This window comes from Candidatus Eisenbacteria bacterium, assembly GCA_030017955.1.
In the GTDB taxonomy this organism is placed as follows: Bacteria; Eisenbacteria; RBG-16-71-46; order JASEGR01; family JASEGR01; genus JASEGR01.
On record JASEGR010000074.1, the window covers coordinates 1 to 13,052 of the forward strand.

Annotated in this window: 8 protein-coding genes; 5 read left to right on the forward strand and 3 right to left on the reverse strand. The window is 51.7% G+C overall.

The genetic code is table 11. The annotated features are described in order from the left end of the window. Window positions 1-170 precede the first annotated feature (170 nt). A complete protein-coding gene (locus QME66_10805) occupies window positions 171-1,769 on the reverse strand; it encodes a mechanosensitive ion channel family protein (GenBank protein ID MDI6809454.1) in 1,599 nt (532 codons plus the stop codon). A gap of 375 nt (window positions 1,770-2,144) precedes the next feature. Between QME66_10805 and QME66_10810 the strand changes: the two genes are divergently transcribed. Together QME66_10810 and QME66_10815 are read left to right on the forward strand one after the other, a co-directional pair. Beyond that, the gene (locus QME66_10810; protein MDI6809455.1) at window positions 2,145-2,708 is read left to right on the forward strand and encodes a GAF domain-containing protein; all 564 of its coding nucleotides are present in this window, start codon (window positions 2,145-2,147) and stop codon (window positions 2,706-2,708) included. Window positions 2,709-2,720: 12 nt separating this feature from the next. Then, window positions 2,721-5,399 (forward strand): pitrilysin family protein, encoded by a 2,679-nt coding sequence (locus QME66_10815; GenBank protein ID MDI6809456.1) that lies wholly within the window; start codon window positions 2,721-2,723, stop codon window positions 5,397-5,399. 11 nt (window positions 5,400-5,410) lie between these two features. Here QME66_10815 and QME66_10820 read toward each other — a convergent pair whose 3' ends face one another. Further along, window positions 5,411-6,451, reverse strand: a complete 1,041-nt coding sequence (locus QME66_10820) for a serine hydrolase (protein ID MDI6809457.1) — start codon at window positions 6,449-6,451, stop codon at window positions 5,411-5,413. A gap of 365 nt (window positions 6,452-6,816) precedes the next feature. Between QME66_10820 and QME66_10825 the strand changes: the two genes are divergently transcribed. Beyond that, the gene (locus QME66_10825; protein MDI6809458.1) at window positions 6,817-9,957 is read left to right on the forward strand and encodes an acyl-CoA dehydratase activase; all 3,141 of its coding nucleotides are present in this window, start codon (window positions 6,817-6,819) and stop codon (window positions 9,955-9,957) included. Then, window positions 9,846-11,123: a hypothetical protein gene (locus tag QME66_10830; protein MDI6809459.1), complete on the forward strand. Its 1,278-nt coding sequence runs from the start codon at window positions 9,846-9,848 to the stop codon at window positions 11,121-11,123. The genes QME66_10825 and QME66_10830 overlap by 112 nt, the downstream gene beginning before the upstream one ends. Before the next feature lie 40 nt (window positions 11,124-11,163). Here the strand turns inward: QME66_10830 and QME66_10835 are convergent, their stop codons facing one another. Beyond that, window positions 11,164-12,204 (reverse strand): tRNA (5-methylaminomethyl-2-thiouridylate)-methyltransferase, encoded by a 1,041-nt coding sequence (locus QME66_10835; GenBank protein ID MDI6809460.1) that lies wholly within the window; start codon window positions 12,202-12,204, stop codon window positions 11,164-11,166. A 148-nt stretch (window positions 12,205-12,352) separates the two neighbouring features. Between QME66_10835 and QME66_10840 the strand changes: the two genes are divergently transcribed. Next, window positions 12,353-13,052, forward strand: a 700-nt coding sequence (locus QME66_10840; GenBank protein MDI6809461.1) for an MFS transporter, incomplete at its 3' end; no start/stop codon positions are given.

Consider the following 13,052-nt stretch of genomic DNA (forward strand, 5'->3'; position numbering starts at 1 on the left):
GGCAAGTTTCGAAACGTCATAGGGGCGATAGCCCCTGTGAAAGTGCTGGGGCACCACATAATAAGTCCGTGAATTTATGTGACACAGCACTAGCATCCGGCTGAAGGGTCCTGAGCAGAAGTGAGCCCGGAGACCACGGGGAAACAAATCCAAATCGGATTCCGGTTTTCCTAGAGCCCGAAGAACATCTTTATCTTCGAGAGCAGCTTCTTTGATGTGGGTTCTTTGGCTCCTGCCACTTCATAAGCTGCTTTTTCGAATTCCTTTCTCGTTGCTTCAAGCCTCTCGGCAACGATATTGCTTATGGTTTCTGCGGATGCAGGATTGGCCTTTAGGATACCTTCGAAATCATTCTTGTCAACAATTAGAAAGGTTGAATCTTCCGTTGTCTCGGCGGTCCCACTCCTCGCCTCTCCCGTAAGAAGCGACATTTCGCCAAAGAAACTCCCCGGGCCGAGCTGAGCGAGAATAATCTCTCGCCCGGATTCGCCTGCCTTTTTGATCCGCGCGCCTCCGGTCTCGACAATGAACAAGCTGTGACCAAGATCTCCCTCTCTGAACAGGACTTCGCCTTTCGCAAAGATCATCCGCTTCAGGTTCGAGGCAACTATTCTAAGGGACTCCTCAGGCAGAGGTGCAAGAAAGTCTACACCCTTAAGTCTGGAAACAAACTCGATTATCTCTTCCGTCCTCTCTTTCGCCTCCCGCTCAGGAGTGATCTCGTGCATATGAACGGTTCTGATTGGAAACGGGATTACTATGCCGGCCCTTTTAAGGTTGTACCAGATCCTAACCAGGATACGGCTCCCAACTCCCCTTGCTGCGAAAAAGTCGGAAGCCCAGAAGAAAAGCCTGTAGTTTATGGAATGCTCTCCGTAGCCGACGAGGAATGCTGTGGGCCGCGGTTCAGGAAGACAGCCGGGGGTCTCAAGGGCAGTGGATTCCAGAATCTCTATCACTTTGTTAGGAGGGGCAAGATAGCTCGTCCCCACCTCAATGCTCGGCCTGTGCCTGATGTCCGGAAGACTGTGATTAACCAGGTCACTCTTGGAGATGACGCTGTTGGGGAGGACAGCAATATCACCCGAAAACGTTCTTACTTTGACTGACCGCCAAGTGAGCAATACGACCTCGCCCGTCACATTGCCGACAGTGATCCAATCCCCGACGTGGCAAGTCTTCTCGAAGTGCATCGTGAGTCCGGCGATGAGACTTCCCAGTGTGTCCTGAAGGGCAAGACCCAGGATCATCGTGAGGACTGCAGATGAAACCAGAAATCCGCTGAGTTTTATGTTGTATGCTGCCTTGAGCACCACAAGAAAGACTGTGAAATAGATCAGAAGGATAATAAGGTCATGAAGGAGTGATGGCAGAGGTGCAACGCGGCCGCGCCACTCAAAAATGTGATACACGAATGCGTCAAGAATCTTAATGATGAGGAAGATCAGGACTATCAGGATGGCGACAAACAGCCCCTTCTCTGCATCAATCAGGACAGCCAATCTCTTGGCAGAGAGGAAATAAAAAGACAGAAACGCGGCAAAAAGACTTAAAAAAAATCTGGCCTTGGCTGCAAGGAGTCTGATAATTCCTCTCTCACTGATGAGCCGCGTTCTCTTGAGAAGAGTGAGCGTAATGTAGAGAATCATCCCGATAAAGAGGGCGATGGCTGCATAACCCAGCGCCCACTCAATTCCAATCAGGCCCTTCGCAAGATGCGCGGACGACAGGATTCCCTCTCGTTGGGCGACAGCTACAGTATCAACCATTCTCCTGGCGACCTCCAGATTGCAAGAGTCCCCGAACTCAACGATGCTACGGTCCCTGCCAGCACACCGAGTTTATTCTGCATTTTCTGTCGTGTCAACGCGTTCCTGATGTCGTACCGCGGAGGTCGAGCAGGCATCGGCGACGCCGTGCAGCGGGTGGGCTTGGAGATGTCCTTGAACCGACTTTCCGAAAATCTGTGGATTCCCTTCGTGGACGAGGGAGCGACCCCGAAGGGGGCGAATTTGTGCTGTCTGAGGCCGTAGGCCGAGTTCACAAATTCGAGTGAGCGAGTCCAGGAAGGATCGACATTTTCGGCAGGAGGGAAAGGACATCTCTCAGAACCCACTTGACAAGGCGGTCTGGAAAGTGAGAGTATGGGGGAACGGGAAAGGGAATCTATTGTGGCAAAACGGCAAGCTGCGGCAAAGAGAGCTTCGAGCAAGAAGAGAAGTCAGAGAATCCTCGTTTCTGACACCGGCGAGCGGGTCCTGAGGGAAATCAAAAGCGTTGCCAAATCGCGCAGAACGATGCCCGAGAAGCTCGCCAGGGTCGTGTCCCTGCTCAAGGAAAATTTCGACACCTACACCTGGGTGGGGTTCTATTTTGTGCAGGATGACTCGCTTGCCCTGGGCCCTTACTCCGGAAAACCCACAATCCACAAGAAAATCAAGATTGGCGAAGGGATTTGCGGATCTGCCGCCCTTCACAAGCGCACCATTATTGTCTCCGACGTTTCCGCAGACTCCAGATATCTGGCTTGCAGCTTCGAGACAAGATCCGAGATTGTCGTTCCCATAATCAGCAAGAATACGGTCGTCGCAGAGCTGGACATAGACAGTAATTATCCCGATGCTTTCCACACAGAGGACAAGCATTTCCTTGAAAAAGTCTCGAAAATCCTTGTTCCTCTCTGGAACAAGAAGAAACCAAAAGGATAGACCTCCTTGCTCTTGAGTTTGCTCAGACAGGGCAGGGAATCAGCCAGAAAAAGCTTCGGGCGCCCTTCATTTCTTCTGCTTCCGCACGCGGGTGTTCTATTCGTACTTCTTTTCCTTTTCTCTTCGTTCTCAAGCTGCTTTTCGCTTCCAGGGTCCCCCGTTGAGCTTCACAAACTCGACAATGGCCTCACTATCATTCTCAAGGAAGACCATTCCCGGGGATTGATCGCACTCTGCGGGTATGTACTCGGCGGCGCGAGGACCGAACCTCCTCCATTGAGCGGATTGAGCCATTACTATGAGCACTTGATCTTCAGGGGCGGGACAGAGAAGCAGGCGGAGCTTGAGACCCGCAAGAAGTTTCAGGCGCTCGGCACATTCTTTGGCTACACCTTCGAGGATGGAACCTGCTATTACATCATAGTCCCGAAAGAAAATCTGGACGAAGGACTATCAAGATATGTAGATGCCGTAATGAACCTCAAACCCACCCACGAAAAGGTTGAAAGGGAAAGGCAGATTGTCCTTGAAGAATTCAACCAGAGCATTAATGACAATCCCAGAGGTCTGATGGGGTATCGGCTTCAGAAGACTGCTTTCCGCGTGCATCCTTACGGGCAGACAACAATCGGTTCGGAAGATGTGGTGAGAACTGCGACTCTTCCGACTTTCCGGACGTTCTACGAGGAAAGATATGTTCCGAATCAGATGGTAATCTCGGCCGTCGGAGATTTCGACTCGAAGGAAATGCTCGCCAAGCTGACCCGGGCTTTTGGATCCTACCCAAGAGGAAAAGACTCGTTTGAACTGGGCAATGTTGAGCCGGAGCAAAACGAATTCAGAGAAGTTGTGACGGAAATGAAAACGCAGGAATCCTACCTTCTTCTTGGATTCCATATACCCGAGGCAGGGAGTGAGGAAGCCCCCTTCTTTGATCTTCTTCAACAGATTCTTACTGAAGGAAAGAGCTCGCGGCTTATCGGGGCGCTGAAGGAAAAGGAAAGCATCGTGACATCGATTTACTCCTATCATGATTCCTTCAGGGACCCAGGGCTCTTCTACATAGGTTGTGATTTGAATCCCGGCCAGGAGGAAAGAGCTGTTTCTGTCATATTCAGAGAACTCTCTCTGCTCGCCCGGGATGGAGTTGCTGAAGACGAACTCTCCAGGGTAAAGCGCTCAGTTGAAACATCCTATGCTTTTGGCTGCGAGACCTTTTTCCAGCAGGCAGAGCGTCTTTGCTTTTACTATGCGACGAGCTCGGTTGATCTTGAAGGCATGTACCTTCAGAGAATAAGGGGCGCAAGGGAAGAAGATATCAACTCTCTCGTGAGAAAATATTTCGGGCCGGCCAATTGCACACTCTCGCTTGTGAGGCCCGAGGCGAAAGAGAGAATATCGTTCAAGGGCACAGTTTCTGGCTTCAACTCTCAGTTTGCCGTGCCGCAGGCGGAAGTTCCAGTCTCGCAGCAAGCGCAAAAGACTGAATTGCAGAACGGCATGACTGTCATCACCAAGGAGAATAAAGGGGCTTCCACCGTTGCCATGAGCTTCATGATCAGGGGCGGCCTGAGGGCTGAGCCCGGAGAAAGAGCAGGCATAGCCAACGTGACATCGAGACTCCTTCTAAGAGGAACAGCCGTCTTGACCGCATCGGAGATCGCAGAGAAATTCGATTCCCTTGGGGTAAGGGTCTCAACTTCATCCGACAGAGATTTCACGGAAGTCTCTCTTGAGGGTACTTCATCGAATTTCTATCCGGGGTTTGAGCTTCTCTCTGCCGTGCTTCTTGAACCTGTTTTCCCGCCCCAGGAGATCGAGAAGACCAAGAAGGAAGTCGTTTCCGAGATAAGAGGACTGGAAGACGATAGCTACGAACTCACGCACAAGGGGTTCGCCAAGGTGCTCTATGGCAGCTCTCCTTACGGGAGAACGGTCCTGGGTGACGAAGCTGCGGTCAGTTCACTCAGCAGGGAAGAAATCTCAGAATTCTACCGCCGGATTTTCGTCCCCCAGAACATCGTAATCTCGGTCGCAGGAGACATCAACGGCGAGTATGTCAACAAGTTAATCCTGGATAAGTTTGGAGGTCTTAAGAAAGGGACCGGGCCTTCCTTCGCAAAACAGGAACCCGGCCGGGCTGTCCGAAAGACAGTCAATATCACGAAAGACAAGGAACAGGTCACGATGAACCTCGGAGTACCTGGACCGGCTGCGCAGGACCCCGACTACGTTTCGCTTCAGATTGCCCTCAGGGCAATCGGCTCACGGCTATTCTTCAGGCTAATCTACGAAGAAGGACTGGCCTACAGGATGTGGACGTACCTGAGGCCCAGCTTTGCCGGAAGTCCCGTCACCTTCGAGCTCGGTGTCTCCGGAATCAACTTCGAGAAGGGAAGAGATACGATCCTCGAGGAAATAAGGGGAGCATTGGATAAAGGATTAGGCAGTGATGAAATCGAAGTCGCGAAGGCGGACGCCACGCAGCGTTTCTTGCTTTCGCTTCAGACAAACGGTGAGACAGCGCGGGCGCTGTCACTCTACGAGACTATCGGCGCCGGTTTTAAGTTCGCCGAAGACTTCCCTTCCATGGTGAAGAAGACCACGGCCGCTCAGGTTACTGCTTCTGCAAGAAAGTACCTCCCGCGGGAAGACTACGCGCTTGTGACAGTGGGGAAAATCAAGGAATAAGAAGCGCCTGCCTACCCTGTTTTCAGGTGCCGCTCAAGAAGGAGTCTTGCTTCGCGAAATCTTCTCCCATTTGAAGGAGCGCCGAGGATCACGACAGCGACCTCTTTCCCCTTATCAAGAAGGTAGGTCACAAGGCAGTATCCTGACGCGCTTATGAAGCCGGTCTTCCCTCCGAGTATGTCCCAATCTGATTGAAGGAGCCTGTTCGTATTGCCAATCTGGTGTCCCTGGATATTCGACTCATAGTAGTAGGTTTTTGTCTGCATTATGCTCGCGAGGAGCTCGTTTTCAGTCGCCGCCTTGATGAGTTTGACGCAGCCGAGTGCGCTTGCGACATTCCCGGAGCTCAGCCCGGTCGGATCGACGAAATGAGCTCCATTCAATTCAAGTTCAGAAGCCTTTTCATTCATCTTGTCTATGAACGCATCGTTTCCGAACATTGATTCTCTCGCCAGGGCCTTCGTGGCGGCATTGTCGGAACATATGAGAGAGGCATGAAGAAGATCTATAAGGGAGACTTGTTCACCCACCCTCAGCCGGGTCTTCCGGGCCCCCCTGATATCGTCTTGTTCGATAGTCGTGACCCTATCGAGGTCGATGCCGAGATCAAGAAAGGTCAAAGCCGTTACCAACTTCGTTATGCTTGCAATCGGATAAGTCTTGTCCGCATTTTTCTCGAAGAGTATCTTTCCATCCGACACATCAAACAGAACTCCGGCCCTTGCCCAGAGAGCAGATGAGCTGGCAAGTGACGACTTCCTGGAGCTCCTGACTTTCTTCTTAGTTGAGGCTGCGGGCCGCCTCTTTTTCTTGACCGGAGTTTTTTTCTTTGCCTGGGTGGCCTTGCTTGTCTTACTTAGGGCCTTCGTGGGTGAGGTTGATTTCTTCTGCGGGGCCGCAGCCTTGGCGCCGGCACCGGTTGAGGCCGACGCAGTCCGGCTGGCTTTCGCCGGCTCTCGAGCCGCCCCGGTCTGAGCAAAGGAGAGGTCGATGACAAGGATGCACGATAAAATTGCAACAAGCACGCATTTTGAGAACCACTTTGAAATCATTTGAAATCCTGGTTGTTCCATTTTCACAATTCTTCGGCGATTTTCAGAAAGCCGGGAGAAAACTCACGGAAAGGGAGGAAGGATCAGTGCCACTGCCCCATTATCTGGCCATATCTCGACTAAGTCATTCTATGAGAATTGCGTGAGCTTTGTCCACAACTTTAGCCATCGTGTGGGAATATTGTTGACTCAGGCCCGCCTGCATTATATCCTAATTGACACCCTTGGCTGCAGACTGTGCGGCAATTTCGTGCTGGAATAGAAGATCCCTGATCATCGTTTCGTGCAGAACAATGAAGGTTTCTTTCGTGCCCCTGGGCTTTCCAGATAACTAGAATATTCTTGAGATTCCCCAAGGAGGTAGATTGACTGTTTTTGTAGGTCTTGACGTCGGATCAATCAGTGCGAAAGCCGCTCTCCTGCTTGAGGAGAAGAGAGAGCTGGCAACCGAAGTTTTTCCGCAAAACCTCCGCGTCGGTTCTTTGTTCATCTACCTTTCCCGCTATACAAGGGTGCTGGGCAACCCTATGAAGGCTGCTTCAGGTCTTCTCTCCGGGATTAGAAGGCAATTTCCCGATGATACCCATTTCATAGTAAAGGTGACCGGCTCGGGAAGTAACCTCATTGCCTCCCAGCTCGGAGCTGAAAGGGAAAACGAATTCAAAGCAATTGCGCGGGGAGTCGGGACCCTTCACTGTGATGTAAAGACAATCTTTGAGATGGGCGGAGAGAACTCGAAGTACATAAGGATTTCGACGGATACATTCACCAACTCAATAGGGATTGAAGACTACGAGACAAACGGTGACTGCGCTGCCGGCACCGGCTCGTTCATGGACCAGCAGGCATCGAGGCTCCTATACGATGTTGAGGAAATAGGAAAAGTAGCTCTCTGCTCATCAAAATGCGCAAATATAGCGGGCAGATGCTCCGTGTTTGCGAAATCCGACATGATTCATGCCCAACAGAAAGGCGCTCAGCCGCCTGAGATATTGAAGGGGTTGTGCCTTGCGGTTGCGAGGAATTTCAAAGGCAACATCGTCAAGGGAAAAACCGTGGTCCCCAGAGTTGCTTTCATCGGGGGAGTCGCGGCAAATGAAGCCGTTGTTGATGCGATCAAGTCGGTTTTTGAGCTCAAGGACGACGAGCTTCTTATTCCTGACTATCATGCATACTATGGCGCAATCGGGGCATCTCTTCTTGCCAGGGAATCAAGCAAGCTACAGGCTGTTCCAGACTTCCTGAGACTTGAGCTTGAATCAAGGAACCCGCAGGGCGGGCTGCCATTCCAACCTGTTCTCTCCATGGACAAGGTCATTCTTCTGAGAGACAGAGTCGAACCTTACGTTTTCCCGCCCGGGCTTCCCGTCGATTGTTACCTCGGAATAGACGTCGGCTCTGTGAGCACAAATCTCGCCGTGGTCGACCCTGAAGGAAACGTAATCAAGGAGATTTACCTCAGGACCGAGGGAAGACCCGTTGAGGTCGTGGGGAGAGGCCTGAGTGAAATCCAGGCCGAGCTTTCGGGAAGAATCGAGATAATGGGAGTGGGCACGACCGGTTCCGGAAGGGAGCTTATCGGAGAGCTTGTCGGCGCGGACACGGTGAATGACGAAATCACAGCGCACAAGACCGGAGCGACGTTCATCGCCGAGAAAATGCTCAACAAAAAAGTGGACACAATTTTCGAAATCGGCGGTCAGGACGCCAAGTTCATAAACGTGGAAGAGGGAGTAGTCGTTGATTTCACCATGAATGAAGCATGCGCGGCAGGCACGGGTTCATTCCTCGAAGAGCAGGCCGAGAGGCTGGGGGTAAGGATTGAAGGCGAATTTGCCGGCCTTGCCCTGAGCACAGACAAGCCGATCCGCCTTGGTGAAAGATGCACCGTTTTCATGGAACAGGATGTGAATTCTTTCCAGCAGAGAGCTGCATCGAAAGACGCGCTTGTTGCAGGCCTTGCTTATTCGGTTGTTTACAACTACTTGAACCGGGTGGTGCGCGGCAGGAACATCGGCGACACTATTTTCTTTCAGGGCGGGACAGCCTACAACGACGCTGTGGCTGCCGCATTCAGCAAGGTTCTTGAAAAAGACATAATCGTTCCTCCCTATAACGGCGTCATTGGAGCAATCGGCGAAGCGCTGCTTGCAAAAGAAAAAGTGAACCAGCTCGGGGTAAAGACAAAATTCAGAGGGTTCGACATAACCAAGATAAGCTACAAAATGAGGGAGTTTGTTTGCAAGGCATGCGCCAACTACTGTGACATGCAGGAATTCATTGTTGAGGGACAGAAGACTTTCTGGGGAGATAAGTGTTCCGACAAGTTCAGAAAACGAGCAAAGACTGATAAGAAACCGGTAATAAAGGATCTGGTGGCGATCAGAGAGACGTTTCTGATGGAAGGATATGAGGAACCGGCTCCCGACCGCCAATTGTCCGGAGACCGCGGCGCGCCCGTTGTCGGAATGCCGCGTGCAATGTATTTCTACGAGAGATTCCCGTTCTGGAGGACGTACCTTTCATGTTTGGGCGCCACGGTCGCGATCTCGGCTCCAACGAGTGCAAAAATAGTGAATCAGGGAATTGAAGCAACTGTCGCCGAGCCATGCTTCCCTGTCCAGGTAGCCCATGGCCACATCGTTGACCTTATTGAGAAAAAGGTCGACTTCATTTTCCTTCCCAACGTCATAAATGCCGAATCGGACTATCAGGAAGCGAACTCATTTCTGTGCCCGTGGGGACAGACACTCGCTTTTGTCGTTGAACACGCGCCTTTCTTTGAGGAGTACAAATCGAGACTGCTTAAGCCGACCGTGCATATGAGGTATGGCCCCAAGCATGTCGAGAAAGAGCTGAGAAAGTTTGCTGTGTTCCTCGGGGCATCGGAGAAAAGAAACAGGGATGCGCTGAATGAGGCGTACAAGGCGCAGGGGAAGTTCTTCGCAAGCTTGAGAGCGCTTGGCGAGGAGGCCTTGGGGTCTGTCATGGAGCGCGATGAGGCGGCAATAGTCATCGTCGGAAGGCCGTACAACATCTATGACAGGGGCGTTAACATGAACATTCCATCAAAGCTCAGGGATTACTACGGGATAAACGTGATCCCGCTTGATTTCCTGCCTCTCGATGATGAGGATGTGCCGCCGCTGAACAGGAACATGTTCTGGAACTACGGAAGGAAAATTCTTCAGGCCTCGAAGATCGTCAATCGTTGTCCGAATTTCCACATTCTCTACATTACGAATTTCAAGTGCGGCCCGGATTCATACATCAAGCATTTTACAGGGCCTGCCTCGGGTAAGCCTTTCCTTTCACTTCAATTCGACGGTCATGGAAGTGACGCTGGAATGTTGACGCGATGCGAAGCTTATCTCGACAGTAAGGGGCTTCTGAGATGGTGGAAACAAAAAAGGGAAACTCTCTCGAAGGAAGAACTCTCCACATCCCGAGAATGTCTTACGCAGGGGCAAGAGCTCTTGCTTCAGCATTCAAATCAATCGGGATAGACGCGACCGTAACGCTTGCTTCGAACGAGCGAACCATGGAGCTTGGCGGCAGGTTCACATCCGGAGACGAATGCCTTCCGCAAAAAGTCACCCTCGGAGATTTCCTGCGCATAGCTGAGGCGCCGGGATTTGACCCCAAGAAGGCTGCTTTCTTCATGCCGACCTCAGGCGGACCTTGCAGGTTCGGCCAGTATGCCCCGCTCCTCAGACATATTCTGAATGAAAGGGGACTTCAGGACGTCGAAGTTCTTTCCCCGACCAGTGCCGATGGATACAGCGGGCTCGGTGAGCACGCATCTGAATTCATCCGGACCGGCTGGCGCGCGCTTCTTGCGGGTGATGTTCTGACCAAGCTTCTTCTGAAGACAAGACCATACGAACTTAACGAAGGCGATACCGACCGCGTGTTCGAGGAGTCCCTGAACCGTGTCGGGCTGGCAATTGAGGCAAGAGGAATCCCGCAAGGCGAGAAATTGCGGAATGTTGTTTCAGAGCTTGTCCGGTCGAGGGATAGATTCAGAGCGGTGCCTGCCGACTATACGAAGGAAAAGCTTCTCATAGGAATGGTTGGCGAGATTTTCTGCAGACTGAATGATTTCAGCAACGAAGATGCCATAAGAAAAATAGAGAAATTCGGCGGACAGGTTTGGCTTTCAGATGTTGGAGAATGGGTGTGGTACACGAAGGCCGAGCAGAAGAGAAATCTCGCCCTTCTCGGCAGGAGTTTTTCTCTGGAAATGCTTGGTGCAAGAATCAAGAGTCATTTTCAGAGGAAGGATGAAGAAGCCATTCTTGAGCCTTTCAAGGAGGATTTCAGAGGTCTTGAAGAGCCCCACGACATAGCAGAAATTCTTGAGAAAGGCTTTCCCTATCTCCCCTGCCACGGCGCACTCGGCGAGATGGTCCTGAGCGTTGGGAAGAGCATCTACCTCTATGAAAAGGGCGCAGACGGAATAATTGACATAAGCCCGTTCACTTGCATGAACGGAATTGTGTGTGAGGCAGTCTATCCTGTGCTGAGCAGGGACCATGATGGAATCCCGGTGAAGGTTTTCTACTTCGATGGAACACAATCAGACCTCGAGAACGATATCGAGATCTTCCTTGAGCTCGCCCGGAACTACAGAAGGAAGAAGAAAAGACCGCAGGCGTTTTCCAGTCCCTGAGCCTCGATGGAAGAACTCGCATTTCATCCAGGATCGAGGGTCACAGGATAAGCCACCGGATTACTTCTTCAGGTTTGAAGGGTTTCGCAGAAACCAGTCGGTCCTGACCTCCGTGCGTCAACTTGAACGAAACCGAGTCTGAGTCCTTCCCGTCCGTGTACCTTGCAGCAAGCCTCAAAGTGTTCTCAAGCCCGACCTCCCCCATTTCTCCCTCGGCAAGTGTCACCGGACCGGGAAAATTTACCGGTTCGAGATAGCTCCTTGAGCCCTTATGCCTCATGAGAAAGTTGTTTTCAGACTCATCTCTTCCCACAATGACTTTCAACGCTGGCGAGATTCTGAAATGCCTTCCGACCTTGAGGAGAATCATGTCTTCAGCCGTAATCTTGTCTTTTCCCTTGAACGTAAAGAGGTCCTTGAGCCTTCTCCCGTAACTCTTGTCTGTAAGAAAGCAGCACCCTCCTGCGGGCTGAGGATAGTCCTGAAGCCCGTATTTCGCAGCGAGAGCCGCCTGCTCTTTCCTTGATCTTCCACTGATCGAAAGCAGCCCCGACCTATCCACCCAACCCTTTTCTTCGGGAATCGTCGGAGGAAGAAGTCTTGCCGAAAGCGGCCTCAAGAGAAGTCTGTCCAGCCCGCTTTCCCTGGCGATCAGACCAAGAGTCCCCCGATGCTGTGTCATAGGCCTCTGCCCCAGCACCTCTCCCGTGAAGACGAAAAGAGCATTGTGCTCCTCCATGTATCTCTTTGCCTTTCTGAGCATCATGATTCTGCAATCAATGCACGGATTCATCGCCGAGCCGTAGCCGTGGCGGGGATTTTTGATAACTTCGACGTACTCATCAGAGACGTCAATTATTTCAATCTGACATCCGATGTCGTTGCCGGCCCTCAGAGCCTCATTCTTGTAGATTGCCCCCTGGGGGTTTTTCTTCTTCATCTCCCTCATGTGATCTGTGAGACAGAAGCCCGTATTGAAATTGATGCCGAGAACTTCTACTCCCTGCTCTCTCATGATAATTCCGGCAAGCGTGCTATCAAGCCCGCCGGAAAGCAGGCCCAGAGCCTTAATCCCGGTCATACGACCTGACCTCAGACTCCACTGTCCGGAAAGCGGTGGTTCTCAAGATGGTCAACCCTCCGATTCTTCTTCCTGATGTTACCACGGCGCGATGGAGACCGGCAAAGTTTCGGGCAGCGGACATGAATATTCTGGTAGAATGGGGAGAATGAGCAGTAACAGCAACACAACCAAACGGTCTGCCCTGCTTGTGGCTTCGTTGTCATCCTTTCTCACACCTTTCATGGCTTCCTCAATAGGTGTTGCGCTGCCCTCTATCGGCCGGGAATTTGGCATGAGCGCAGTTCTGCTGAGTTGGGTCGTTACCGTATTCCTTCTTGCCACAGCTGTCTTTCTTGTCCCGTTCGGAAGATTGGCAGACATTCACGGAAGAAAGAGGACGTTCACGTATGGCGCTATGGTCTATACGGCAGCATCCCTTCTCTGTGCAGTCTCAACTTCAGGCAAAATGCTGGTTTCATGTCGAATTCTGCAAGGGATTGGAAATGCGATGATGTTTGGAACCGGGATGGCAATTCTGACTTCCGTATTTTCGCCGGGCGAGAGAGGCAGGGCTTTGGGAATAAATGTCACAGCAGTCTATCTGGGGCTTTCGCTGGGACCATTCCTGGGAGGGTTTCTTACCCAGTACCTGGGCTGGCGAAGCATTTTCTGGGTAAATCTTCCCCTCGGTCTGATGATGATTGCCCTGGCATCCTGGAGACTGAGAGGCGAGTGGGCCGGGGCAAAGGGAGAGCAGTTCGACCTTGCGGGCTCGCTGATCTACGGCCTTACGCTCATGGCAATAATGTACGTGTTGAACGTCAATTGTTTTTCCCGTTGGCGACAATTAGAATTCCCGTTTTTTC